We start from the raw sequence: 26,054 nt of genomic DNA on the forward strand, positions 1-26,054 counted from the left end.
AGGCCGCCGTCGAGCAATTCAACTGCAGCCTTCACTTGCCAGGCCTTGACCCCCAGCTCAGCAGCGATCTGGGCAAAGAGTTCGTCCTCCCCTGATGCGCTGGGGCGGACGGAAGCGGCGGAAGGTCCTGGCATTTGGGTCACCAGAACATCTTGCCTTACCGGCCTGCGGGGCTCCACCGCCGCCGTACTCGCTGAGGCGCCATCGGGAAAAGCAGGTATTCCCCTGGGACGCGCAAAGTGCTGTAGTGGACTAGCCATCACTGGCACCCATGCTCGAGGAAGAGGCCACCATGCGGGAATTGCTGGTTGTGTTTCAGGACGGGTTCGACGAAGCGAACGTCACCGTGACCGTGAACGGGAAGGCTGTGCGCAGGGATGTGGGGATTTCCACGAATCCGCTTCTCGGCATCGCGTCAGAGGTCTCGGTAGAGCTGCCGGCCAAGGGTGCCCAGGTGGGCGTTGAGGTCACCAACCGTGGGCTGAAAGCCATCACCAAGGTCAGCGGCAGGCCCAAGAGTGTGCTGGTGTCCATCGAGGACGGGCGCTTGGTGATGAAGGAAGGGACCGGCCGGGAAGCCGTGCTCTAGCGCTTTTTCCTTGCGGCAAAACTGGCTCTGGTAAGAGTCCATTCGTTGGAGTAGCATCTGATCACCGCCGGCATCCGATGGAGTCCGGCGGGCCACATAATTCTTCAGCCGTGAGGTCGTCGGATGACCTTCCGGTGTTGCTGCCCGGGACCAGCACCCCAGACAGCCAACGACGGCGGCACCCATGATGGGTGCCGCCGTCGTCGTTTTGTTCAGCTCGGCCGATCCGCCGCTCAGCCCTGGTAGGCCGGGTAATCCGTGTAACCGGTGGCGCCTTCGGCGTAGAAGGTGGAGGCGTCGGGCTCGTTCAGCGGAAGGCTTTCCTTCCAGCGGCGGGCAAGGTCCGGGTTGGCGATCGCGGGGCGGCCCACCACCACGGCGTCCGCATGGCCCTCAGCCACCAGGCTCACGGCTTCTTCCCGGGTGGTGACCACGCCGAAGCCTGTGTTCACCAGGAAGGTGCCGCCGAAGCGTACGCGAAGGTCCTGGACAAGTTCGCCGGCAGGTTCGTGGTGCAGGATGCTCAGGTAGGCGAGGTTGAGCGGCGCAATGCTGTCCACGAGGACTTCGTACGTAGCACGAACATCCGCGGCGTCGGTCTCGGCAATGCCCTGGACATTGTGCTCCGGGGAAATGCGCAGCCCCACCCGGTTTGCGCCGAGGGCGGCAACCACTGCGTTGACCGTTTCGATCACAAAACGGGCGCGGTTCTCGGGTGATCCGCCGTAGCTGTCGGTCCGGATGTTGGAATTTGGCGCCAGGAACTCGTGCAGGAGGTAACCGTTGGCCGAGTGCAGTTCCACACCGTCGAACCCTGCCTCAATTGCGTTCAGGGAGGCGTTGACGATCTCCTGGATGACGACGGGGAGTTCGTCGGTGGTCAGTGCCTGCGGCACCGGGTAGGGCTTCTTGCCGGCCGGCGTCCGGACGTCGCCGTCAATCGCTACTGCACTGGGGGCGACGATGGGCAGACCGCCGGTGATGTCAGGGTGCGAAACCCGGCCGCCGTGCATGATCTGGGCGAACATGCGCCCGCCTTCGGCGTGGACGGCATCCGTAACCTTTTTCCACCCTGCAACCTGCTCCTGGGTGACGATGCCCGGCTGGCCGGGATAGGCCTGTCCTGCGGGAGTGGGGTAGGTGCCCTCGCTGACGATGAGGCCAAGGGACGCGCGCTGGCGGTAGTGCTCGACGACGAGCGGGCCCGGGATGCCTTCCTGACCGGCGCGGAGGCGGGTCAGGGGTGCCATCACCAGCCGGTTGGGAAGTTCAAGTTCGCCGAGGGTGAGTGGGGAAAACAGCATGCGCAGTTCCTTTCGAAGGCTGAAGACGTACTGCCTTTGCCAACTGTGGGGCGCGTGCAACTATTCCGGACTTTCGCGGGTGCGATAGGGATCACAGCCAGTTCTGCCCTGCTTTTGAACCTACCGTGGTGCTTCGGCACCCGGACAGCCCTGCCCCTGGGGATTGGCGTTGCAGTCGTCGGCGTAGTTGCGGGTGAGCGAGCGCCAGACGCTGATCCCTTGCGGGGGCGCGCTGAACTGGCCCTGGCCGGGTATCGGAAGGGGTGGACCGGAGTTCACCGAATAGGTGCCTTGGAACGAGGTTGTCAGCACCACCTGGAAATCGCCGGTGGATGCGTAGGCGTGGCTGGTCCGGGTCTTCTCGCCCCACCTGTCCTGTGGCAAGGCGCCGCCCATTGACGGCTGGGGGCCGAAAACCGTGCCGTCCCCGTAGTTCCAGGTGTATTGGACGGGTGTCGCCACCACGTGTACCTGTTGGCCGAACATGGTGATGTCGAACTGCTGTTCAATGGCTTCCGCGTAAAAGTTCGTCTCCGCGCCCCGGAGGGTATTGGGGCTGGGCTGCGCCACAACCTTCCCGGCGTTGACCGGCAGGTTCTGGAACTGGCGCTGGATATCGGCGGCGATCCGGGGCAGGAGGTCCTCGGGCTTCGGGTCGTAAAGGCAGGTGGGTCCTGAGTGATGCGCCCAAACCGCGCCGGGCACGCCCCGCGGCCGCGACAGCCACACGACCGGAATGCCCTTGGCACCGTCCTCCCGGTCCTTGCAGTCGAGCTGGCGGGCAAGGCAAGGGGTGTCAAAGTCTCCTCCGCCGAGGTGGCATTGGAGCTCGTACTTGTACTCGTTGGGGTCGGTGCTTACAGTCCCAGGTTCAGGTGGAGACATATGACCGGTGACTGGATCCTTAGTCCAACTGTCAACGTCTATTCCCACCTCACCGAAATCAGCTTCAAGACCGTCATCCGCAAATCCTGGGGGCACGAGCCCGGCGTTCAAAACCACCAATATGATCAGGAACGAAACAATGCTTCGCGAGCTTAATCGAAGCATCAGCGTAAGGGATGCAGATCGTTGACGCGCCAGGCGCCAGCCTCGAAGTTGGCCAACAGTACGTTGCCCGTGTTCGAACCGTTACTGGCAGTTCTAAACTCCCTGCCGCCGGGCTCGTAGTAACTGATAGGACTCTGCAGGACCTGCAAAATGACTTGGAAGTTTCCATCAGCAGATCTCTCAAACGTAGTCGTCCTGACGGGAATCGTGATCTTCCCACCCGACAGCCAGCGATTCCCTTGATAGTTGGTAATCAGAGAAGTGCTTAGTTTCGAGCAATAGTCACAGCCTGGCGAGGTTACTGACTCTAGGCCCGCCACATCACCAGTCTGGTAAGCGTAATTGAGTAGTTCAAACCAATAGGCAGTAAACGCCTCTAGTCCTTCCCTCGTTTCTGTCTTGGCTACTTCCGGCAGCACGGGAACCGGCACGTTTTGGGCGGGGCCGGACGCGTCGGCTGGCTTATAGACGGCGCTGGGTGTGGGGATGGGAGTCGGCGTGGTGCTGGCTGTGGGCGTCTCGGCCGCCACGGGCGACGAAGTGCCGCCCGGCCCCGGAGAGCCCCCGGAATTGCAGCCGGACAGAGCCAGTGAAAGACCAATAACAAGGGCTGCTGCCCCGGACCGCACAGCGCGGGACGTAAAGAAGTTCTGTGATGTCATGGGCCGCTGTACCCCCAGTAAATTTCAAGACGGCTTGCTCCGGACAGTGAGTTAAGGGTAGCCCACGTCACAATTCGGCGACCGAACTTATCCACAGGCGGACCCGGTTCCGTTTCTACCATCCGGAATGCGACAGAAGAAGTCATAAAGGAAGCCGGCACACCACGTGCACCGGCTTCCTTTTTGTAATGACCGCCAGAACTAAAGCGCCTATTTTCCGGCTGGGAGCACCAACTCCCCTGTCTTGTCCGTCGACAAGGCGAGCGAAGAAACGTACTGGATACCGCCGTCGGGAGCGTCCTGCGCGGAACGCACCATGTCCGGCCGCTCGAATTCCAACCCCGTCACGTGGCATAGGAGCTTGGCGTCGCTCGGGTTCCCATCGGCGTCGAACATGGGCAGATCAATGCCGTCTTCGGTGCGGCGAAGATAAAACCTGCCGCGGGTCAGCACAGCGAGAACCGGCGGCAGGACCAGCGCCAGGCCAACCGCGAAAATGGGCGAGTACGGCTGGATTGCGGCACCGAACGCACCAAAGAACACGGCAATGGAAATTCCTGCGGACACCAGCATGGACACGAATCCGACCGGGTTCACGGCGTACAGCATGCCGCGGCGGAACTCCGGCACCTTCGGCGAGATCTTCAGCAGGTACTTGTTGATGGCGATATCGGACGCCACCGTGACCACCCAGGCCATGGCGCAGTTGGCGTAGAAACCGAGGATGGTATTGAGGAAATCGAACATGTTCGCTTCCATCAGAACCAGCGCAATCAGCAGGTTCACCACGACGAACACCATCCGGCCCGGGTACGTCTTAGTGATGCGCGTGAACGAGTTGGTCCACGCCAGGGAGCCCGAATATGCGTTGGTGACGTTGATCTTGATCTGCGAGATGACCACCAGCACCACGGCCAGCGTCATGGCCAGCCAGGCCGGCATCATCTCCTGGTAGACGCCCAGGAACTGGTGCACGGGCTCATTGGCCGTGGCAGAGGCGGCGGGGTCCAGTGTGGCGATCAGGTAGATGGCGATAAACAGTCCCACAATCTGCTTGATCGCCCCAAAGATCACCCAGCCCGGCCCGGCAAGGATCACCGCACGCCACCAGGCTCCCTTGTTGGCCTCGGTACGCGGCGGCATGAACCGGAGGTAGTCGATCTGCTCGGCGATCTGCGCCATCAGGGACAGGCACACTCCGGCTGCGAGCATCACGGACGCCAGGTTCGGTCCGCCATCGCCGGACGCACCCGTGTACGCAAAGAAGCTGTCGATGCTCTCCGGATGGGACATCAGCAGGTAGCCCACGGGAACCACCATCAGCAGCAGCCACAGCGGAGTGGTCCACACTTGAAGTTTGGCCAGGGTGTTCATCCCATAAATCACCAACGGGATGATGATCACGGTGGAGGCGGCATACCCCAGCCACTGCGGGACGCCGAGCCCGAGCTCCAGGCCCTGCGCCATGATGGAGCCCTCCAGCGCAAAGAAGATGAAGGTGAAGGTCGCGAAAATAACGTTCGTGACCACCGATCCGTAGTAGCCAAAGCCGGAACCGCGGGTGATCAGGTCCAGGTCGATGTTGTACCGGGCCGCGTAGTAGGCCAAGGGGAATCCGGTGGCGAAGATGACGACGGCTGCGACCAGGATCCCCAGGATCGCGTTGACAGTGCCGTACGAGATCCCGATGTTCGCGCCGATCGAGAAGTCCGCCAGGTAGGCGATGCCGCCCAGCGCGCTCGTTGCCACCACTCCTGCACTCCACTTGCGGTAGGAGCGCGGCGCGAACCGCAGCGTGTAGTCCTCCAGGCTTTCCTTGGTGGCGTTCAGCGCCGCGGTGTTGCCTGCCGTCGGGGTTGCCGGGGAATGTCCGACGACGGCGGCAACGGATGGTGCCGCCGGTTCCAGTAATTGCGTTGTGTCTGTGTCGTTGCCCATTAGGTGCGTCGCTTTCGTTTGCGTTTAGCCATCACGGCCCTGCGTGCGACGCTATCCAGCAGGAAAGACAGTCCGGTCACAAGCCTGTTTCGGAAGTGTTAAGCCTTGACGGACCTGTCACAAACAGGCGGAGATGGGTACAAAGCCTCTGGCGCATTTCTACTGCGAGTAGAACAATGGCCGCATGATGTTTGAACACGCGGACGGCAATCCCGTCCTGGAACTCGATGACGAGCAGTCCTGGCGCCTGCTGGCGGCAACGCAGCACGGGCGGCTGGTGGTTTCTGTTGCGGGGGAACCGGACATTTTCCCGGTGAATTACGTGACCTCAAACCGGAAGGTCTACCTGCGCACGGCGCCGGGAAACAAACTCGCGCAACTGACCATCAACGCCCAGGTGCTGTTCGAGACCGACGGCATCCTCTCGCAGGAGGCCTGGTCGGTTGTCCTGAGGGGCACAGCGCGGGTGCTCAGCAATTCGGATGAGCTCGCAGCCATTGAGGAGCTTGGCCTGAAGACCTGGGTTCCAACACTCAAGGACTTCTACGTGGAGATCGAACCGAAGTCCGTCAGTGGCCGGCACTTCGTGTTCGGCGAACAGCCGGAACGGGAGATCTAACCGCTCCTAGACTGGAAGGATGGCGGACAGGTCCACTGCAGACAAGCTCACCCCCGAGCAGCGCAGCTGGAACATGTCCCGGATCCGCGGCAAGAACACCAAACCCGAGCTTCTGGTCCGCAGGTTGCTGCACGCCAAGGGCTATCGGTACCGCCTGCACGGCAGGTCCGGCGGCACCAAACTTCCGGGAAATCCGGATCTCGTCTTCGCCGCCCGGCACAAGGTGATCTTCGTCAACGGCTGCTTCTGGCATTTCCATGACTGCAGGGTGGGCCTGCACGCTCCGAAAACCAACGCCGAGTTCTGGGCCGCCAAACGCATCCGGACGCGAGAGCGCGACGAAGGTCAGCGCCGGCAGTTGGAAGACGCCGGCTGGGAAGTGCTGACAGTCTGGGAGTGCGAGCTGAAGGACCGTTCAGCCCTCGAAACCCAGTTGGTGAACTTCCTGGACGCCGGCGGCTGACGCAGGAATTCTTGAGGAAATCTTAAGCCGCTGCCAGCACTGTCCTTGATCCTGGCGAGGCAGGATGAACGGGTTGCCGCGATCAGGCAGCACGCCACTGACAGTTTCGGAGCGGCTATCCCCTATCCCCTAGCTTCTCCGGGCCAACAGGGCGGACTTGAAGGCGGATGCCGACGAGTCACTGCTGTTGATGCGCCAGTCCGTTTCCTTCTGCAGATGGAACCAGACGAAGCCCATCACGTCCGGCTGCGCGGCCAGATAAGACACGAGGTCCGTGTTCCAGGCGGCTTTGGAACCACCCAACTCACTGGACGCTGTCTCCGCGATCAGGACGGGTTTTCCGGGTGCCAGGGTGCGGAGCTGGGAGATGCCGGGGCCAAGGAGATCCACCGGGGAAACCCAGCTGCTCCAGGTTTGGGACGTGCCCCAGTTGTAGCCGTCCAGCGCCACGATGTCCACGTAACCTGCCCCCGGGTACAGGCCGGCCAGGTCGGTCGAGCCCCAGTAGGGCACGTTCGGGGACCAAACCCACTGGACATTGGCGGCACCCGTCGCGGCGACAACGTCGTGCACATGACGCCAAGCGGCCACATAGTCTCCGGGCTGGTTGCCGTTGACGCCCTCGGCCCACGGGTACCAGTTGCCGTTCATCTCGTGCGCAAAGCGCAGCATGACCGGCTTGCCCCAGGCCGCCAGCGACTGGCCCCACTGGGTGATATTTGCGTCGAAGTCACCGGCAGCCACCCGGTCAAGCGAATAGGCCGGCTGTTCCACCCCGCCGCCCCAAGCCCACGGCTCCCAGGTCACCAGGGGCGTGGCACCCCGCGAGCGCACCGCATCCATCTCGGTGATTGGCGGAGACTGCAGGAAATCCTTGTAGATCATGACCATCGAGGGACTTTCCCCGGCCAGGGTGGCCACCTCGTCAAGCTCGGTGCCGGCCAGCGCTCCCCCGGCGGTTGCCACTCCGAAGCGCAAGGGAGCCGTGCTGACTGTGGGCGGCTGCGGGGCGGGCGCTGGTGCTGGAGCCGGGGCAGCCTGAACCACGAAAATCGCGGAAGCCTTGATGGACGAGGTCTTGGCAGTGATGGTGAGGTTTCCGGTTGACGCCGCTGGAATGGTGATCCCCGTACTGAAAGCACCCGTCGATGTGGTCTGGAACGCGAAGGTCGTGGAACCCACAATCACTGTCCCGGTAGTGGAGACCTTGAACCCTGTTCCGGTAACGGTCACCGCGGAACCGGCCGGACCGGAAGCCGGGTTGAGCATAACTTGAGGTGAAGTGGCTGCGCTGGCCGGCTGGATTATGGACACGGCCAAACCAGCCACGATTAAGAGCGCGGCAAATAAGGTCCTGAGCGTTCGGAACACGGCAATCTATCCCCAGATTGAAGGCGGTTTTGGGCCGCTGTTGACGTCAATGCGGAAAGCACTGGCCTTGATCCTATGGGCAGCAAACCGCACTCCCATCAAGAAAACCACAATTCTTGCCGAGTCTTCTGCAAGGTAAAGGGAACGGTCCTAACCTGAAAAAAGACGAAGCACCTCCGCATTACCACCCTGTTTTCCGAGTCAGCAATTCCAGCAGAAAGGAGTGTCATGAGCACTTCAGATGATGCGCCCAGGCCGCTGGTAGACCAGTCCGTCCTGGACCGGCTGCGGGAAGAGCTTGAGGAGGAAGAAGGCTACAGCAGGGTCTTCGTGGGGAACTTCATCGAGTACCTGCCACAACGGCTGGCCCGTTTGCGGCTTGCCCTGACCACCGGAGACCTCGACGGATCGATGGATGCCGTCCTCAGCTTGAAGACCTCAAGCCAGATGGTTGGAGCCGAGCGGCTGGCGGGGCTTGCCCTGGAACTGGAGAACGAGATCCGGGCCGAGGCGCGACACGCTGACATGACGGTGGCATTGCCCAGGCTGGCAGCCGCGTACCTGCGGCCCATCACCCAGTGCAGCAGGCAAACCACGCACCGGCTGCAGGCTCAGTGCTGCCCGGGCGCCAAGCGATAACCCACTCCGCGGACTGTTTGCAGCCACCGCGGCTGCTGCGGCGAGTCGCCCAGCTTTTTGCGCAGGTTTCCCATGTGGACCTCGACGGAACGTTCGTCGGCCTCGCTGATGTAACTGCCGACGTCGTAATCCTCATCCCGAAGCCTGCGCACCAGGTCGGACTTGGTCCGGACCGTCCGGCCGGCTTCCAGGAGCGCGTACAGGAGTTCGAACTCCGTTCGGGTCAGGTTCATCTCTTTGCCGTCGACGGCCACCGTGCGGGACGCGTAGCTGAGTTCCAGCCCGTTGTGGCTGAAGTTTCCACGCTCGGGGTGGGCGGTTCCGTCTTGGGAAGCATCCACCGTTACCTCGCCGGGCTCGGGAACGGAGCGTGGCCGCCGCATCATGGCCGCGACGCGGGCGCGCAATTCGCGCGGCCGGAACGGTTTGGTGAGGTAGTCGTCCGCACCCGACTCGAGCCCGATCAGGGTGTCCAGTTCCTCGGTGCGGGCCGTGAGCATCACGATGTAGGCATCCGAAAACTCGCGGATCTGCCGCGACACCTCGAATCCGTCGATGTCCGGCAACCCCAGGTCCAGGGTGATGACGTCAGGATTCAGGCTCTTTGCCATCAGGACGCCCTCCGCGCCGCCGCTGGCGACCGAGACGTCGAATCCAGCCTGGGTCAGCACAGTGCGAACCAGTTCCCGAATGTCGTGGTCATCCTCGATGACCAGACCCACACGTGCCTCACTCATAGAGCCCCCTCAGTGCCAACGTCAGAAGTATAGCTGGCTGCGGATATCCTGCTGGTATGGCCCTGCAAACCCCCACATCCGCGTCTTCCACCCCATGAGCGACCCCACAGCCTGGTCCTCCGGACGGCTGCGGTTTTTCAAGCGGCCCTTTCACGAGTACCGGCTGACGGACCGGGTGGCCATGAGCCAGATGCCGTTGTTCGTGACCACCATCCTGACGGCCCTGCTGGTCTGGGCGTTCTTCCCGGACACCATGGACAACCCCCTTTTCGTCACGTTCCTCATCTCCCAGCTGGCGATCATGGCGCTGTGCTACCTCATCCCCTGGGAGCGCCTGCCCTACACCAGCTTCCTGGCCATCCCCCTGCTGGACTTCATCTCGATCGCCGCCGGCCGGGAGGGCGGACAGGAAAGCCTCGCGGGTATCAGCCTGCTGGCCGTGTTCCCGGTCATCTGGCTCTGCGCGTCGGGCTACTACCCGCGGGCCGCCTTGTGGCTCTCCTTCCTGGGACCGCTGGCCATTATCTGGGTGCCGTTGCTCCTGAAGGGAAACTACACGCCACAGGACTTTGCCCGGTCGCTCCTGCTGCCGGTCATGATGCTGGGCATTGGCGTCTCAGTGAGCGTCCTGACCCTGAGCATGATGCGCCAGCAGACGCAGCTGGAGGAAAAAGACGAGCAGCTGCGGGCCAACCTGCGCATCAGCAAGCGCCAGGAGGCCCTGTTAAACACCGTGCTGGAAACCGTGCACCTGGGCGTCCTTGCCGTCGACGCCGACGGCCACGACGTCCTGATGAACCGGAAACAGCGCGCCAACCATGAACTGGCCAGGCCAAAGAATATCGCGGACCCCAACGAGTCACAGCTGCTGGTCTTCGGCCCTGACCGCAAGACGCTGGTCGCCGTGGAGGAGCGGCCGGTCCGCCGGGCCGTCCTGGGGGAAACCTTCACCGATTACCTCGTCTGGCTGGGCGAGGGGAAAGAACAGCGGGCCTTTGTCACGACGGCACGCGCCATGAAGGATTCCGATGGCAACCTCGGCGGCTCTGTCATCGTCTTCAGCGACGTCACGGACCTGGTGAACGCGCTCACCGCCAAGGACGACTTCGTCTCCAGCGTCTCCCACGAATTCCGCACGCCATTGACCTCCATCCTCGGGTACGTGGAGATCCTGCTGGCCGATGAGCTGGAAGGGCCGCAGCGCGAGATGCTGGAGATCATCCGCCGGAACTCCGAGCGGCTCCTGACCCTGGTGTCGGACCTGCTGTCCAGCAGGAACGGCCAGTTGATCGTCACGCCCCACGCCGTCGATGTGGCCGAACTCGTGCGCAGCAGCGTCTCCTCCGCGATGCCGCGGGCCGCCGCCGCCGGCGTCGAACTGCGGGCCGAAACCCCGGAGCGCCTGGAAGCTCACGTGGACAGCGCCCGGATCTCCCAGGTCCTGGACAACCTGGTGTCCAATGCCATCAAGTACTCCCCGGACGGCGGCGAGGTGGTGGTGTCGCTGGCGCAGGAGGACGGCCACGTGGCCTGCCGCGTCACCGACACCGGCATGGGGATGAGCCCGGAGGACGCCTCCGAAGTGTTCGCCAAGTTCTTCCGCACCAGCAGCGTCCGCCGCACCGCCATCCCCGGCGTGGGCCTGGGCCTGCCCATCAGCAAGGCGATCGTCGAGGCACATGGCGGCACCATCGGCGTCGACAGCACGCTGGGTGAAGGGACCACCTTCATGTTCCGGGTGCCGGTGTAGCGGCCCCGCGCCCACGGGGTTACCTGGCCGGGCCTGCGGGGGCAGGACGCGGGTGGGAAACCACCTCGCCCCAGGACTGGCGGACGAGGTCCCTGACGGAGGCAAGGATGGCCGACGGCGGCTGGCTGAGATCCAGCGGGAACTCCACGATGTCGATATCGGTGTTAAGGATGCGGCGGAGTTTCATTTCGCCCTTGCCGGCATAGACGAGCCAGGCGGTGGGTACGGCCAGCGCCGTGCAGTGCGCCAGCATCTGGTAATGGTCTGCGGTGAGGGACGCACCGGCGTCCGACGCGGCCCGGTACTTGGCGTTGTACGCCACCACCGGCCGCCCACCCAGCAGGTGGACAGCATCCGGGCGCACGGACAGGCGGTCCGAGTCGCGCACCGCCTCGCTGAGGAGGGCGTTGTACCGCAGCCGAAGCTCCCCCGGATACGCGGCCATCGCCGCCCGCAGTGCGGTTCCCACGAAGTCCCCGAACACCTGGGCCATGTCCACCACGAACGAGGCCGTCCGCTGCCTGCCCTCCCCCGCTTCCGCGGACGCGTTGCGCAGGATCAGCTCCGCCAGGCGCAGCACGGCGTGGTAGCGCAGGTTCATCCTGGTGGGCTTCCACGGCGGCACCGGCGCCCCGGACGGAAGGCGCGTGACGGCGTCGAGCTTTCCCTTCAGCTGCCGCAGCCTGCCCAGCACCTCCGGCCGTACCCCCGGCACCTGCCCCATCCGCTCCAGCGCAGCGCGCAGGATCCGGTTTTCCGCGATGTCCTCGGTGAACTCGTCGTAGGAGACCTCCAGGGGAACCAGCATCCCGGGACGGCGGGAGATCTGGTCCGAAATCCGGATGCGTCCCTTGACCGTCCGCAGCGACTCGTCCACGGTGAGGTAGCCCTGCAGGACACCACGGCCCAGGGCCCCTTCGGCCAGCTGCGCCAGCGACTCGGCCAGGGCGCTCCACAGGTCACGGTCCTCGTCAGCGGCCACCAGGTCCGGCCGGAAGCCCTGATCCCCCGCATAGCTGAGGAGGAAGAGGAGCCGGCTGAGCCCCAGCCTGTCCTTGGGCCGGACGTCCAGCTGGAGCGTGGGGGTCCGGACGGAGCCCACCTTGCCCACTGGTTCAATCCTGTACAGCCCCATGCCCATGGGGGATGCCTTGGCCAGCCCGCTGGAGTTCAGGAAGGAAGCACTTGGCGCGTCCAGCCGTTCCACCAGGCCGCCTGACAGCTCGTCCAGGACCAGGTGCCGCACGGACGCCCGGGGATCAGCGCGCTGCAACGCGTCCCAGCAGCTGGTCCAGCCCGAAGCGCTCCTCCAGCTGTGCCCGCGTGAGCTGGCCGTGGTAGTGCTCCTCCAGCAGCGGCATCAGCTCATACTTCCAGATCCGGCGGAGCCCGGCCGGGGTTTGGGCCGCTGGCTTCATGAAGTAGGACGGCCCGATCATCAGGTCCCGGTCCCACTCGTCGATGGCACCGTTCAGCGCATCCAGCAGCAGCGCCGGGGTGGTGTCCAGCTGCCGGGCCTGCAGGAACCGGAGCAGGGAGCCGTTAACCGGCTCGGTCTGCGGGTGCAGCTCAATGAAGGAGAACCGGCGGCGGATGGCTGCGTCCATCATGGCGATGGAGCGGTCCGCAGTGTTCATGGTGCCGATGATGTAGAGGTTGTCCGGCAGCGTGAACGGTTCGTTGGGGCTGTACTGCAGGTAGATCCGGTCGTCGCGGTATTCCAGCAGGAAGTACAGCTCGCCGAACACCTTGGCCAGGTTGGCGCGGTTCATCTCATCGATGATCAGGAAGTACGGCTTCTTCCCGTTCCCGGGTTTAGCGGCTTCCTCCGCCAGCCTGCGCAGCGGGCCAGCCACCAGCTTGAAGGACACCTGGCCCTCGTCCGTCTTGTCCGGCCGGTAGCCCTCGAAGAAGTCCTCGTAGGCATAGGACGGGTGGAACTGGACCAGCTTGACGCGCTCGTCGGTGGTGTCGTCCGCCAGCTCGGCGGCGAGGTGCTTGGCCAGGTAGGTCTTGCCGGTGCCCGGAGGGCCGTAGAGGACCAGCTGGCGGTTCTCCTCCAGCAGGTCCGCGATCTCCTGGAGCGGTTCCAGCTCCATGTGCAGCGACGCCGCGAATTCCTGCGTCAGCGGGCGGAAGCCCTCCTGGACAGGCTGGACGACGGCGGCACCGTCAGTGTCGCCGTCGGGCTCGGTTTCCGCCTCGGCAGGCAGCAGCGCCTGCAGCGCCTGGACCACCCGGGTCACGTCCACCACGATGCCGGGGGTGGCGAGCTGGCGCTGGACGTGCCGGGGAAGGCTGGTGGTGGTGTGCCCGTCGTCGAACCAGCGCACCTTGCGCCGCAGCCGGCGGTTGTCGTCGTTGTACTCGGGCTCCCCCAGCACGCCGCCCAGCCGGACAGTTCCGGCGTGCTGGTAGAGCACCAGATCACCCGGTTTCATGACGGTCAGGAAGGCAAACACCGCAGTCTTGGTGTCCTCGCGTTCCACGTAGCCCAGGTGTTTGTAGTCCTCGTCCACGGCGTGCTGGACCAGGCCGGCGGTGACGCCGGGGTCCAGGTGCCGGAGATGTTCGACGTCGAGGGTCACCTTTTCCTCGCCGTGCCAGGCCGTGAGCAGCTCGGCGTGGTCGCTGTGCGTGCGGAGCAGCCAGGCCCGCCGGCCGGGGTCGCCCACTTTGCGCCACTGGCTGACCAGCTGGCGGGAGTACCAGTCCGTGCGCTGGCCCGCCTGCTCGTCCAGGTGCAGCCGGATGCGGTGGATGTCCGCCGTGATGTCCTCTTCGCTGTCGCCGTTGGCCCCGCCCACCAGCGACGCGAACGCGTCCCGGATTTCCTGCCGCTCCACGTCCGCCACCACCGGCTCGAAGTAGCTGGGCCAGGCCAGGAACTCAATGCTGCGGCGGATGGCGGGCTGATCGTCGGGAGTTGATGCAGCGAGGCGGTGGAACTGCACGGGGTCCTTGATGGCCGCCTGCACCACGCTTGCCGGCCGCTGCGCCACGTTCTGCACAAACCGGCACAGCCACTTCAGGTGGTCCCAGATGGTCCAGTTGAATTCGGCGGTCCGATCGCGGATCACGCCGTGGTCCGTCATGCCGGCGTACAGCTCCTCGGGAAGCTCCAGCGGCGGCTCAAGCCAGCCCGCGGCCTCGGCCACGCGGGCGCGCTTGACCTTCAACGACTTCACTTCGTGGGCCAGCGGAAGCGACTGCAGGAACAGCAGCTCCACGGCCAACTGCTTGGCCCCGCGGGTGGCGCCCTCCAAGTTCTCGCGGAGGTTGGTCATCATCGGGGCCTTGGAGTCGGCGATGCCCCGGTCCAGGCGGTCGAGCAACTCCGCGGCCGCCGGAACCGACCAGGTCCGGGTGCGGCCGTCCAGGGGTGAAGCCTTGCCTTGGAGACCGGGCCCCAGCACGAACCACGCCGCATCCTCGATCTCCTTGGAGATGCCGAGGGCGCGGGTCATGGCAACAGTGGCAGTGGGGGTCATGCCTCCAAATTTACAGGGTCAAGCTGGGCGGCCGCTCCAAACCGTCCGGCCGCCCATCCGCCATGCCGGGCTAAATGCCGGTGGCGGGCCGCTTCCTGCCGAAGACGAAGTACCCCATGGGGCCGATGAAATTGATGAACGAGGCCGCCCGCCAAACAGCCTTTGGGCCGTTAATCAGCTCGGCGGGCCTGCGCGAGATGTCCCGTTGGGCGGCAACCAGCAGGGACACCTGCATGATCGCGGTAAGGATGATGCCCGCCCTGCCGGATGGGGACATTTCCTTCCATGTCTTCTTGTTCCGGCGGCCATGGGTCTTGTTCTTTGCCATCTTGTTTTTAGCCATCTTGTTTTTAGCCATCGGGGCTTCCTTTCACCGTTCGCTGGTTGTTCCAGTCCAGTGTGTCCAGACCGGCCCTGTCCAGAGGCTTACTGCCTGTAGGGGGCCATCCGTTCCTTTTGTTCCTGGCTGAGTCTCTGCACCCGGCCGGTCGTTTCGTCCACGAACGCCAGGTGGCTGCTCGCCTTCACGCAGTCCTCGCGGGTGACGGGGTCCTGGAGCAGGTAGTGGATATCGAAGCTGGCTCCCTTGACGGCGCCGATCCAGAGCTGCACCACCGCCGGAATGTTGCGGTACTCCAGCGTCCGGACGTAGCGGATCTTGTGATCCACTACCAGCGCCATGGTTCCGGCCGGAACGTCGTTGAACAGCGATACCGGCGGCTCCACACCGGGCAGACCCGCGCCCCGGGGCGGCCCGAAGGCGGCGATCCTCGCCTCCTCCAGCATCCTGACGATCTGGACATTGTTGATATGGCCGTAGGCGTCCATGTCTCCCCAGCGCATCGGCACCAGGACCTCAATGCGCTTACCGCCGTCCGGCCCGGCCCCTTCCGCGGCCTCCCGTCCGTCTTCCTGCCGCTGCAGCCGCTGGGCTGCCTCGGCCTGCTGGGCGCTCAGCTGCGCACCGCCGTCGAATCGTCCACCGGTACTTCTCCGGCATCTGCACCCGCGAACTGTGACATGTAGAGGCGGTGGTAGGCGCCCCGGGCGTCGAGCAGCACCTGGTGGTTGCCCTGTTCCACGATTTGTCCGTTTTCCATGACCAGGATGGTATCGGCATCGCGGATGGTGGAGAGCCGGTGGGCGATGACGAAGCTCGTGCGGTCCGAGCGCAACGCGGCCATGGCCTTCTGCACCAGGAGTTCGGTGCGGGTGTCCACGGAACTGGTGGCCTCGTCCAGGATCAGCAGCGAGGGGTTCGCCACGAAAGCACGGGCGATGGTGATGAGCTGTTTCTCGCCGGCGCTGACGTTGTTGCCCTCCTCGTCAATCACGGTGTTGTAGCCCTCGGGCAGGGCCCGCACGAAGCGGTCCACGAAGGTGGCCTTCGCGGCGGCCATCACCTGCTCGTGCGTGGCGTTGAGGTTGCCGTAGCGGATGTTGTCGTAGATGGAGCCGCCGAACAGCCACGCGTCCTGGAGGACCATACCCACTTTGGAGCGCAGCTCGGAGCGGCTGAGGTGCGTAATGTCCACGCCGTCGAGCATGATGGAGCCGGCGTTGAGCTCGTAGAACCGCATAACCAGGTTCACCAGCGTGGTCTTGCCGGCGCCCGTGGGCCCCACAATCGCCACTGTGTTGCCGGGCTCTGCCGTGAAGGACAGGTTCTCGATGAGCGGCTTGTCCGGGGTGTAGCTGAAGGTAACGTTCCGGAAGTCCACATGCCCGTCGGTCTTCGGCGGCAGGTGTTCGGTGGCGGTCTCGGCGTCCTGTTCGTCGGCGTCCAGGAATTCGAAGACGCGCTCGGAGGATGCCACGCCGGACTGCAGCATGTTGGCCATGCCCGCCATCTGGCCCAGGGGCTGGGTGAACTCACGGGAGTACTGGATGAACGCGGTGGCATCACCCAGGGACATGGCGCCGGATGCCACCCGCAGGCCGCCCACCACTGCGATGCCCACGTAGCTCAAGTAGGAGACGAACTGCATGACGGGGAAGATGATTCCGGACACGAACTGCGCCCCAAAGCTTGCCTTGTAAAGGGCCTCGTTGCGTTCCTCGAACCGGGCCAGCATGTCCGCATCGCGGCCGAAGACGCGGACCAGGTCGTGCCCGGAAAAGGACTCCTCGATCTGGCCGTTCAATGACCCGGTGTTCTTCCACTGGGCAGCAAAGAGCTTCTGGCTCCGGACTCCGATCAGGCCAGCGGCCACCCCGGACAGCGGAAGCGCGATCAGGGCAATCAGGGCCAGCTGCCAGGAGACGATAAACATCATGATCACGATGCCCACCACGCTCAGCACGGAATTGACCAGTTGGGCGAAGGCCTGCTGGAGTGCCTGCTGGATGTTGTCGACGTCGTTGGTCACCCGGGACAGCACGTCGCCGCGCTGCCGGGTGTCGAAGTAGTTCAGGGGAAGCCGGTTCAGCTTGGCCTCGGTGTCATCACGCAGCCGCCGGATGACCTTCATGACGATCCGGTTCAGCACGTACCCCTGCAGCCACATGAAGATGTTCGCCACGAAGTACATGAGCAGCACGATGGCGATGAGCATGGTGAGCTTGTCGAAGTTGATGCCGGTGCCGGGCACAAGTTCCATGCGGGCCACCATGTCCGCAAAGTTGTCCTGCCCCTGCTGCCGGAGGCCGGCAACGAACTGCTCCTTGCTGGCCCCGGCGGGAAGTTGTTTGCCAACCACCCCGGCGAAGATCACGTCCATGGCCTGGCCCAGGATCTTGGGGGCGATGACGTTGAGGACCACGGAGATGACCACCAGGCCCACCACGGCATAGATGCCCAGCGCTTCGGGCTTCAGCAGCCCCATGAGACGTTTGGCAGACGGCCAGAAATGCTCGGCTTTCTTGGCCGGCATGGCACCGAACATGCCGCCGTCGGCTTCGGTGGGCTGGAACTCCTCTTCGACGTAGTCGTCATCCTCCGGCTGCCCTGCGCCCGGTTGTGCCTCCCCCGCGGGCGGCTGGACGGACATTGGCGTCTCTTCCACGGGACTGGAGTCCTTCTTGCGCGGGCTCATGCCACTTCCTCCACACTCAGCTGGGATTCAACGATTTCCTGGTAGGTGGGTGAGGTTTCCAACAGTTCCTCATGGGTTCCACGGTCAACGATCCGCCCGTTGTCCAGGACCAGGATCTGGTCAGCCTCGGTAATGGTGGAGATCCGCTGGGCCACGATGATCACCGTGGCGTCCGAGGTGGTGCGTTTGAGGGCGGCACGGAGCCGGGCGTCGGTGGCAACGTCCAGGGCGGAGAAGGAGTCGTCAAACAGGTAGACGCGCGGTTTGGTCACCAGCGCGCGGGCGATGCACAGGCGCTGGCGCTGGCCGCCGGAGACGTTGGTGCCGCCCTGCGAGATCCGGGAATCGAGTCCGTTCTTCTTTTCCCGGACAAATGATTCACCCTGGGCTGTCCGGAGCGCATCCCACAGTTCCTGGTCGGTCGCCTCGGTCTTGCCGAACCGGAGGTTGTGCCCGATGGTGCCGGAGAACAGGTAGGGACGCTGCGGCACCAGGGCGACGCGTTTGGTGATCTCCGCGCGGTCCAGCCTGTCCACCGGGACGCCGTCAAGCAGCACCTGGCCTTCTGCGGCGTCGTACAACCGCGGCAGGAGGGAAAGGAGGGACGTTTTGCCGGCACCGGTTGACCCAATGATGGCGATGGTCTGGCCGGGGCGTGCAGTGAAGCTGATGTTGCTAAGCACCGGGGACTCGGCTCCCGGGTAGGCAAACGTGACGTTGCGGTACTCAACCACGCCTTGCAGGGAGGCCGGGGCTTCGGGACGCTCGGGGTCGTGGATGGAAGGTTCGACGCCGAGCACCTCGCCGATGCGGTCAGCACAGACTGAGGCGCGCGGGATCATCATGGCCATGAACGTGCCCATCATGACGGCCATCAGGATCTGCAGCAGGTACTGCAGGAATGCGGTCAGCGAACCCACCTGCATGGCACCGGCGTCCACCCGCTGCCCGCCAAACCACAGCACAGCGGCAGTGGACAGATGCAGGATCATGCTGATGGCCGGGAACATCAGGACGAACAGGGCGCCGATGCGGAGGGAGACGTCCGTGAGTTCCTTATTGGCGCCACCGAACCGGTCCGTCTCATACGGTTCGCGGACGAAGGCCCGGACCACGCGGATACCGATGATCTGTTCGCGCAGGACGGCGTTGATCCGGTCGATCTTCCGCTGCATGGAGCGGAACAGCGGCATGAGGCGGACCACCAGGTACCCCACCACCACGGCCAGCAGCGGGACGGACACCCACACCAGCCAGGAGAGGTTGATGTCCTCACGCAGCGCCATGATGATGCCGCCGATGCACATGATGGGGGTGGCGACCATGAAGTTCAGCGCCATCAGCAGGAGCATCTGCACCTGCTGGACATCGTTGGTGCCGCGGGTGATGAGCGTGGGAGCGCCGAACGCGTTGACGTCCTTGGCGGAGAAGCTGGTGACTTTGCGGAACACCGCGCGGCGCAGGTCGCGGCCCACCGCCATGGCCGTCCTGGAGCCGAAGTAGACGCCGGCAATGGCCGCAGCTATCTGGGCGAAGGCCACCAGGAGCATCACTGCACCGGTGCGCCAGATGAAATCGGTGTCTCCGCGGGCCACCCCTTCGTCAATGATCTGCGCATTCAGGCTGGGCAGATACAGGGCGGCAATGGTGGACGCGAGCTGGAAAACGAGGACAGCCAGGATGTACGGCAAATACGGTTTGGAGTAGCGCCGTATAAGGGTGAGGAGCATGGACTCAACTCTAGTGATGCCCACCGACATTGGGTCCCCTTGGAAGCAGGTTTTCCGGCCGGAGCCACTGGTGGAGGGCCAGTCTACGGGGGCACCATGGGCAGCGGCATTCCCCGCAGTCCGCAGTAGAAGCCGCAGCCCGCACCGGGAAGTGTCTTCCCGGTGCGGGCTGCGGCGTTGGTGTTGCCGGTGCGGGGGGCCGCGCCCTGCTGTCGATGGCCTGCCAGGCGCTGCTAGGAGCCGGCCCCGGCGGACGGAGCCTCGGCTGACAGGGCATCGGCTGACAGGGCATCGGCTGACGGTGCGTCAGGCGCTGCGGCACTGTGCTTCCCGCGCCCTGCCAGGTACAGCGCGGCCGCTGCCTGGATCTTTCGCTCCTTCAGGAGCTTGCGCTGCATCCTGCTGAGCTCTGCCGCGGTGGCCGCCTGCCTGGCCGCCACGTCCTGCTGGGAGCGCAGCTGTTCCTGGATGTCCAGCACCAGGCCGCCCAGTTCCGCCTGCTGGCGGGCCAGCAGGTGCTGGGTGTCCTGCAGTTTCTGCAGGGTGGCGGCGGCGCTGGCCACCGCGTCGGCAGCCTTGTCCATCGTGTCGGCAGAGCGCAGGTCCAGCCCTTCGGAACGGAAGCTCCTGGCGAAGACTTCCTCGAAGTCCTCCGTGGCCACCCGCCCGGACGCCGCGGCAGCAGCGGCAGCACCGCCGTCGTACATCTTGGCCGGCGCTGAACCCAGCCCTGCAGGTGTGGCACTCCTTGCGGGCAGTCCGTTCCCGGGGGCGTTCCCGGCCGGCGGGACCACGGGCAGCTGGCCGGTCATGGCGGTCATTCCGGCTTCGCCGGCGGCGTTGGCCTGCAGTGTGGCCTCGGGGGTGATGTCCACGGTCCTGCGCAGCGGCACCTCCTTGATGAAGATCACGGCGATGAGGGCAACCGCGCTCACGACCGCGGAAATCATGAAGATGCCGGCAGTCGCGTCACCGTAGGCCGCCCGCATGATGTCCGCGACCGGTGCGGGCAGGTCCTTGAGGTCCATGCTGGCGCCGCTGTTGCCGGAAGCCTGGATGCCCAGCTTCGACAGTCCATCGGTGGCCAGGTCCTTGACGTGGTTGGCCATGACGGCGCCCAGGACGGACACGCCGATGGCGCCGCCCACCGAGCGGAAGAACGCGACGGAGGCACTCGCGGAACCGATGTCCTTGGCCTGGACCGTGTTCTGCACGGCGAGGACCAGGTTCTGCATCAGCATGCCCAGGCCGATGCCGAAGATGCCGGTATAAAGGCCGGTCAGCCAGAGTTCGGTGGTGTGGTCCATGGTTCCGGCTAGCGCCAGGCCGCCGATCAGCAGGACGGTGCCGCCGATCAGGAAGCGCTTCCACTTGCCGTAGCGGCTGATCAGCTGGCCGGACAGGACGGAACCGACCAGGTTGCCGGCGATCATGGGCAGGGTCAGCAGGCCCGCCTCGGTGGGCGTGGCGCCGCGGGCCACCTGGTAGTACTGGCCCAGGAAGGTGGAGGAGCCGAACATGGCCACGCCCACGGCAACGGATGCCACGATGGCCAGCGCGGTGGTGCGTTCGGAGATGATCTTCAGCGGGATGATCGGCTGCGAGACCTTGGATTCAACCAGGACCAGCAGTGCGAGCAGGAGGACGCCGCCGCCCACCATTACCGCGGTCTGCCAGGACCACCAGTCGTAATAGTCGGCTTTGCCTGCGAAGGAGACCCAGACCAGGAGCAGGCTGACGCCGGAGGTGAGCAGGATGGCACCGAGCCAGTCGATCTTGGCCGGGCGCTTGATGTGCGGAACCTTGAGCGTGACCTGGAGCAGGATCAGGGCGACGACGGCGAGCGGCACGCAGACGAAGAACGTCCAGCGCCAGCCAAGCGAGCTGTCCACGATGAAGCCGCCCAGCAGCGGTCCGCCGGCGGTACCGACGGCCATGACGGCACCCATGTAGCCGGAGTACTTGCCGCGTTCACGCGGCGGAATGATGGAGCCGATGATCGCCTGGGCCAGGGCAGTCAGCCCACCCATGGCGATGCCCTGGATCACGCGGGCGGTGAGCAGGAACGGGATGTTTTCGGAGAAGCCTGCCATCACCGAGCCGGCCACGAAAATCACGATGCTGAGCTGGACCAGGACCTTTTTGTCGAAGAGGTCGGCGAGCTTGCCCCAGATGGGGGTGGTTGCTGCGTTGGCCAGCAGCGCGGCTGTGATGACCCACGCGAAGTCGGTCTGGGTGCCCTTGAGCTCGGACATGATGGTGGGCAGCGCGTTGGCCACGATGGTGCTGCTGAGGATTGCGGTAAAGAAGGCAGCGAGGAGACCGGTCAGGGCCTCCATGATCTGCCGGTGGTTCATGGGTGCGCCGGGTTCGTGGCGCTTGGATTGCCGCGACTCCTGTTTGGCGCTGCGTTGGCGCTGGCGCTCCTGTTCCTGGTCCGCGGCGGCGGTGACGTTAGCCATTAATGGACTCCTGCGTTTCGTGTTCAATGGTGGTTCCGGCCGCCCTTGCCCGGATGGAATTCTTCAGGGATGTGGTGAGCTTGCTCAGCATCGCGGCTGTTGCCACGGCGTCGTCCTCGTTCCAGTCGGCGAGGTAGGCCTGCAGGGTCTCCGCCCGGTGCCGCACCAACTCCGCAAGCTTTTCCTTGCCGCGCGGGGAGAGTGCCAACAGCTGGGCCCGGCCGTCGTCCGGATCCGGGGTGCGGACCACCAGGCCCGCGTCCGCCAGCTCCGCCACATGCCGGCTCAGCACCGGAGGGCTGACCCCCAGCCGCTCAGCCAGGTGCGCGGCACGGGTCTCCCCTTCGCCGATGAACTTGAGCACGCCCTGGAGGGCGATGCCCGTGTCCTGGCCCTTGATGTTGATCATGGTGACGCAGCGCAATGCGCGCTGGAGGTCATAGATGTTGCTGACGAGGTCGGCTGCAGTGGCCGGTGCGACAGACATGATCCTCCCTAAAGAATTAGTTGCTGCAAGCAACTGTATCAGGAAAAGGTTGCTTAGGGAAACGAAGTTGTTGCCGCTGGCGCTTAAACACACACGCTCCCCCACTTCAGCCGTTGTGGCAGAAGTGAGGGAGCGTGTGAGCGTTATTGGCTACATCAGTCGCCCAGGTGGGTGGGCCCGAACATCTTCAAAAGCGTCTCAACCACGACGACGTTGGGCCCGTCCCCGGCGAAGCCCGCCTTCAGCGCGTCCCCCACATCCTCCGGGGCAACCCGGGTGGCGGGAATGCCGAAGGACTCGGCAAGCCTGACGAAGTCCGGGCGGGCCAGTTCGGTAGCGGTTGCCTTGCCGAAGGCACCCACCATGTATTCACGCAGGATGCCGTAGCCGCCGTCGTCCACGATCAGCCAGGTGACCGGCACGTTGTGCTGTTTCGCCGTAGCCAGTTCGGCGATGGAATACATCGAGGAGCCATCGCCGGACACGGCGAGTACCCGGCCCGGCCTCCCCTGGGTTTCCAATCCCACGGCCGCTCCAATGGCGCCGGGAAACGCGAAGCCCAGGCCGCCGGCGCCCTGGGCTGAGTGGAACTGCCCCTGCCGCGCGTCCCAGCAGGACCAGCCCCAGTAGGCGGCGATGGTCATGTCCCAGAAGGTCTGCATGTCCGCCGGCACGGCCTCGCGGATGTCGGCCATGAACTTCAGTTCCTTGCCCAGGTCCTGGGATTCCAGCCGGGCACGGACCTTGGCGAGCGATTCCTGCACCAGCGACTCCGGCGTGGCGCCATGCCAGTCCGGGGCCGCGGCCCTGCCGGGCTGCAGTGCTTCATCAAGAGCTGCGAGCGCCTGCCCGGCGTCGGCACGGATGCCAAGGCCAGGCCGGTTGGATTCCAGCACCCGCGGTTCGGCGTCGATCTGGATGATCCGCCCGCGTGGTTCGAACGTGAAGTAGTTGGACGTCACCTCGCCCAGCGAGGAGCCGATCACCACCAGGACGTCGGCGTCCTCCAGGACGTCGGTCATGTAGCGGTCCTCGATCCAGGCCTGGAGGGACAACTCGTGGTTCCAGGGGAACGCGCCATTGCCGCCCGGCGTGCAAATCACGGGAGCGCGGAGTTTCTCCGCGATGGACAGCAGGGACTTCTCCGCCTTGCCGCGGCGGGTGCCGCCTCCTGCAATGATTGCCGGGCGCCTGGCTGCTTCCAGCCACTTCACGGCCTCCCGCACCAGTTCGATCCGCGGCGGGTTGTCCGCTGCCTCCGCCAAGGCATCCTCCACTGGAGGCACCATGATGGGATCCAGCAGCACGTTTTGCGGAATCTCCAGCCAGACCGGGCCCTGCGGTGAGGAGATGGCCTCGGTCCAGGCGTCCTGGATGGCGGACGGGATGCCCGAGGCATGCTGGATCAGGCGCTGGCTCTTGGTTACGTTCGCCGCCGACGCCTTCTGGTCATCAAGCTGGTGCAGCATGCCCTTGCGCCGGGCACCCAGCCCCTCCAGGGGAATCTGGCTGGCCACCACCACCATGGGCACACCCGTGGCGTAAGCCTCCTGTAGGCCGGCCAGGGACGTCAGCGCGCCGGGGCCGGTGGACAGGAACAGCACGCCCACTTCCCCGGTGGCGCGGGAGTAGCCGTCCGCGGCAAAGGCGCTGTTGTTCTCGATCCGGGAGGAGACGAAGTGCAGGTTGCCGCGTCCCATCGCGTCGAACAGTCCCAGGGCATGCTGCCCCGGGATGCCGAACACCGTCTTGGCACCCAACGCTTCGAGGGTCTCGACGACGAGGTCCCCGCCATTGCGGGCACCCCTTCCCTCCGCGGGGGCGGGTGCCGCCAGTTCGGTCACCGCCCTACTCCTTGGTGGCCGCGGCGAAGCCGGCGGGACGGCGGGCCTCCTGGCCCAGGGCCTGCGCCTGGTAGCCCGTTTCGGCTCCGAAGCGGCTCCCGGGAACGGCATTGTCCGCCATGAGTCACCAGTTCGTACGCCACGTGGCTGGCGGCAACACCGGTAATTTCGGCATGGTCGTAGGCGGGCGCTACTTCAACGACGTCGGCCCCCACCAGGTTCATGCCGCGGAAGCCGCGGATGATTCTCCAGGAGTTTCGCGGCTAGTGATGCCGCCTGCTTCCGGCGTGCCGGTGCCCGGTGCGGTGCGCGGATCCAGGACGTCAATGTCCACCGAGATGTAGAGCGGCGGTTGCCGATCCGGTCGCGGACCTTGGCGACGGTTTCCAGCACGCCCTGATAGTAGACGTCCGCTGAAGTGACAATGCCAAACCCAAAGCGGTGGTCGTCGTCGAGATCCTTCTTGCCGTAGAGCGGCCGCGGGTGCCGATGTGGCTGATGGCTTCAGTGTCCAGGATGCCTTCCTCCACCGCGCGGCGGAAGGGCGTGCCATGGGTGTATTCGGCGCCGAAGTAGGTGTCCCAGGTGTCCAGGTGGGCATCGAAGTGGAGCATGGCAATGGGCCCGCACGGCGCGCTCGGCAGCGGCCCGCAGCAGCGGGCAGCGCGATGGTGTGGTCCCCGCCCAGGGTCAACAGCTTGCTCCCGGCGGCGGTGAGGTCCAGCGCGTTCTGCTGGATGGTTTCGATGGCTTCGTTGATGTGGAACGGGTTGACGGCCATGTCGCCGGCGTCGGCCACCTGGATGTTCTCGAACGGGCTGACATCCCAGGCGGGATTGTAGGGACGCAGCAGCCGGCTGGCCTCGCGGACATGGTTGGCGCCGAAACGGGCCCCGGGGCGGTAGGAAACACCTGAATCGAACGGCACCCCCACCACGGTCACGTCAGCCTTGGCCACCTGGTCCAGGCGGGGAAGACGGGCATAGGTGGCAGCTCCGGCATAGCGGGGAATCCGGGATGAATCGATAGGGCCAAGGTTGCCGTTGGCTTCAATGCGCAGCTCTTCCAATGGAGGCCTCTCCTTCGAGGAGGTAAGGGACAGGTGTGACTGCAATCATACACTCCTGTTTCCCTTAGAGCATCAGGTGTTTACCAAACCTGCCCCCGAACCCCGAGGACAAGTCAGCGGCTGGCGGCGGGCACCAGGACCCAGAGCACCTCTACGGGCTTGTCCGTGGGGTTGGCCCAGGTATGGGGTTCGCGGCCGGGAAAGGTTACGGTGTCGCCGGCGCTCAGGTCGTATTCCTCGTTGGTGAGGATCAGCTTGATGGACCCCTTGATCACATGCAGCACATCCACGTCGCAGTCCACCGCATAGAGCTCGGACTCGCCGCGGCCGTGCGGCTCGATCACGGCCTGGATGATCTGGACCCTGCGCTCCGAGCGCGCCGTCAGGAGCCGCTCCACGATGCCCTGGCCGCCGAGCGAAATCCGGGGGCCGTCGTTCCGCTTGGTCAAGTGGGTCTCGGGTGCCGCAAAAAGGTCGCCAATGGAAATGGACAGGACCTGGCAGAGCGTCACCAGTGAGGCCACCGACGGTGAGGTCAGGTCCCGCTCCACCCTGCTGAGGAAACCCTTTGTCAGGCCGGTGGCATCGGCAACCTGCTCGATGGTGAGCCGCTGGGACTGCCGGGCGGCCCGGATCCTTGAGCCGATGGCAACAGGGACGTTACTGGCTCAACTGGCAGTGCCTTCATCTACGAACCTTTCATGGCCGGCAGTCCGGCTCCACTCTCGAGCCATACTAATCTGCGGCGCTTTTGTGACACGCGCATGCCACACGGGAGCGGCACCGGCGTTCCGATCCTTGACTGTTGCAGCCG

20 protein-coding genes and 2 pseudogenes are annotated in these 26,054 nt (G+C 64.8%); 5 read left to right on the top strand and 17 right to left on the bottom strand.

Annotation, left to right across the window (positions count from 1 at the left end; genetic code table 11):
* The first annotated feature begins 271 nt into the window (after positions 1 to 271).
* Positions 272 to 589, top strand: a complete 318-nt coding sequence (locus LDO14_RS20500; RefSeq protein ID WP_018769621.1) for a hypothetical protein — start codon at positions 272 to 274, stop codon at positions 587 to 589.
* 233 nt (positions 590 to 822) lie between these two features.
* Here the strand turns inward: LDO14_RS20500 and LDO14_RS20505 are convergent, their stop codons facing one another.
* The 4 genes from LDO14_RS20505 to LDO14_RS20520 form a co-directional block, all read right to left on the bottom strand.
* Complete coding sequence (locus tag LDO14_RS20505; protein WP_134165609.1) at positions 823 to 1,893, bottom strand: alkene reductase; 1,071 nt, start codon at positions 1,891 to 1,893, stop codon at positions 823 to 825.
* A 120-nt stretch (positions 1,894 to 2,013) separates the two neighbouring features.
* On the bottom strand, positions 2,014 to 2,778 hold the full coding sequence (locus LDO14_RS20510; RefSeq protein WP_223993951.1) for a hypothetical protein: 765 nt from the start codon (positions 2,776 to 2,778) through the stop codon (positions 2,014 to 2,016).
* Positions 2,779 to 2,942: 164 nt separating this feature from the next.
* Entirely contained in the window at positions 2,943 to 3,605 is a 663-nt protein-coding gene (locus LDO14_RS20515) for a DUF6318 family protein (RefSeq protein ID WP_223993950.1), read from the bottom strand.
* Between the two features lie 210 nt (positions 3,606 to 3,815).
* On the bottom strand, positions 3,816 to 5,543 hold the full coding sequence (locus tag LDO14_RS20520) for a hypothetical protein (RefSeq protein WP_223993949.1): 1,728 nt from the start codon (positions 5,541 to 5,543) through the stop codon (positions 3,816 to 3,818).
* Positions 5,544 to 5,727: 184 nt separating this feature from the next.
* On the opposite strand from LDO14_RS20520, the gene LDO14_RS20525 reads away from it, so the two are divergent.
* Positions 5,728 to 6,162, top strand: coding sequence for a pyridoxamine 5'-phosphate oxidase family protein (locus LDO14_RS20525; protein WP_026265824.1), 435 nt, complete (start codon positions 5,728 to 5,730; stop codon positions 6,160 to 6,162).
* A gap of 19 nt (positions 6,163 to 6,181) precedes the next feature.
* Positions 6,182 to 6,625 carry a very short patch repair endonuclease gene (locus LDO14_RS20530; protein WP_223993948.1) on the top strand — a complete coding sequence of 148 codons (444 nt, stop codon included), beginning with the start codon at positions 6,182 to 6,184 and terminating at the stop codon, positions 6,623 to 6,625.
* A gap of 129 nt (positions 6,626 to 6,754) precedes the next feature.
* On the opposite strand, the gene LDO14_RS20535 is transcribed toward LDO14_RS20530, so the two are convergent.
* Complete coding sequence (locus tag LDO14_RS20535) at positions 6,755 to 7,894, bottom strand: glycosyl hydrolase (protein WP_223993946.1); 1,140 nt, start codon at positions 7,892 to 7,894, stop codon at positions 6,755 to 6,757.
* A 330-nt stretch (positions 7,895 to 8,224) separates the two neighbouring features.
* Between LDO14_RS20535 and LDO14_RS20540 the strand changes: the two genes are divergently transcribed.
* Positions 8,225 to 8,635: an Hpt domain-containing protein gene (locus LDO14_RS20540; RefSeq protein WP_018769614.1), complete on the top strand. Its 411-nt coding sequence runs from the start codon at positions 8,225 to 8,227 to the stop codon at positions 8,633 to 8,635.
* Here LDO14_RS20540 and LDO14_RS20545 read toward each other — a convergent pair.
* Positions 8,608 to 9,372, bottom strand: coding sequence for a response regulator transcription factor (locus tag LDO14_RS20545; RefSeq protein WP_186447835.1), 765 nt, complete (start codon positions 9,370 to 9,372; stop codon positions 8,608 to 8,610). The genes LDO14_RS20540 and LDO14_RS20545 overlap by 28 nt on opposite strands.
* A gap of 94 nt (positions 9,373 to 9,466) precedes the next feature.
* Here LDO14_RS20545 and LDO14_RS20550 point away from each other — a divergent pair, with 94 nt between their 5' ends.
* Positions 9,467 to 11,122 carry a PAS domain-containing sensor histidine kinase gene (locus LDO14_RS20550; RefSeq protein ID WP_223993944.1) on the top strand — a complete coding sequence of 552 codons (1,656 nt, stop codon included), beginning with the start codon at positions 9,467 to 9,469 and terminating at the stop codon, positions 11,120 to 11,122.
* Between the two features lie 19 nt (positions 11,123 to 11,141).
* Here the strand turns inward: LDO14_RS20550 and LDO14_RS20555 are convergent, their stop codons facing one another.
* The 11 genes and pseudogenes from LDO14_RS20555 to LDO14_RS20605 form a co-directional block, all read right to left on the bottom strand.
* Positions 11,142 to 12,395 carry an McrC family protein gene (locus LDO14_RS20555; RefSeq protein WP_223993942.1) on the bottom strand — a complete coding sequence of 418 codons (1,254 nt, stop codon included), beginning with the start codon at positions 12,393 to 12,395 and terminating at the stop codon, positions 11,142 to 11,144.
* Positions 12,382 to 14,613, bottom strand: a complete 2,232-nt coding sequence (locus tag LDO14_RS20560) for an AAA family ATPase (RefSeq protein WP_223993940.1) — start codon at positions 14,611 to 14,613, stop codon at positions 12,382 to 12,384. The genes LDO14_RS20555 and LDO14_RS20560 overlap by 14 nt, the downstream gene beginning before the upstream one ends.
* 70 nt (positions 14,614 to 14,683) lie before the next feature.
* The gene (locus tag LDO14_RS20565) at positions 14,684 to 14,941 is read right to left on the bottom strand and encodes a membrane protein (protein ID WP_026265820.1); all 258 of its coding nucleotides are present in this window, start codon (positions 14,939 to 14,941) and stop codon (positions 14,684 to 14,686) included.
* Positions 14,942 to 15,039: 98 nt separating this feature from the next.
* The gene (locus tag LDO14_RS20570; RefSeq protein ID WP_018769608.1) at positions 15,040 to 15,456 is read right to left on the bottom strand and encodes a thioesterase family protein; all 417 of its coding nucleotides are present in this window, start codon (positions 15,454 to 15,456) and stop codon (positions 15,040 to 15,042) included.
* Between the two features lie 110 nt (positions 15,457 to 15,566).
* Complete coding sequence (locus LDO14_RS20575; protein ID WP_056389187.1) at positions 15,567 to 17,603, bottom strand: ABC transporter ATP-binding protein; 2,037 nt, start codon at positions 17,601 to 17,603, stop codon at positions 15,567 to 15,569.
* Between the two features lie 41 nt (positions 17,604 to 17,644).
* Complete coding sequence (locus tag LDO14_RS20580) at positions 17,645 to 19,378, bottom strand: ABC transporter ATP-binding protein (protein WP_223995117.1); 1,734 nt, start codon at positions 19,376 to 19,378, stop codon at positions 17,645 to 17,647.
* A gap of 233 nt (positions 19,379 to 19,611) precedes the next feature.
* Positions 19,612 to 21,840, bottom strand: coding sequence for an MDR family MFS transporter (locus tag LDO14_RS20585; RefSeq protein ID WP_134165618.1), 2,229 nt, complete (start codon positions 21,838 to 21,840; stop codon positions 19,612 to 19,614).
* Positions 21,833 to 22,327 carry a MarR family transcriptional regulator gene (locus tag LDO14_RS20590; RefSeq protein ID WP_018769604.1) on the bottom strand — a complete coding sequence of 165 codons (495 nt, stop codon included), beginning with the start codon at positions 22,325 to 22,327 and terminating at the stop codon, positions 21,833 to 21,835. Before LDO14_RS20590 ends, LDO14_RS20585 begins: the two co-directional genes overlap by 8 nt.
* Before the next feature lie 155 nt (positions 22,328 to 22,482).
* Positions 22,483 to 24,171 (bottom strand): thiamine pyrophosphate-binding protein, encoded by a 1,689-nt coding sequence (locus LDO14_RS20595; protein ID WP_144601266.1) that lies wholly within the window; start codon positions 24,169 to 24,171, stop codon positions 22,483 to 22,485.
* Between the two features lie 4 nt (positions 24,172 to 24,175).
* A pseudogene (gene speB, locus LDO14_RS20600) lies at positions 24,176 to 25,240 on the bottom strand (agmatinase).
* A 113-nt stretch (positions 25,241 to 25,353) separates the two neighbouring features.
* A pseudogene (locus LDO14_RS20605) lies at positions 25,354 to 25,928 on the bottom strand (cupin domain-containing protein).
* Positions 25,929 to 26,054: the final 126 nt, after the last annotated feature.

This window comes from Arthrobacter sp. NicSoilB11 (genome assembly GCF_019977375.1).
GTDB lineage: Bacteria > Actinomycetota > Actinomycetes > Actinomycetales > Micrococcaceae > Arthrobacter.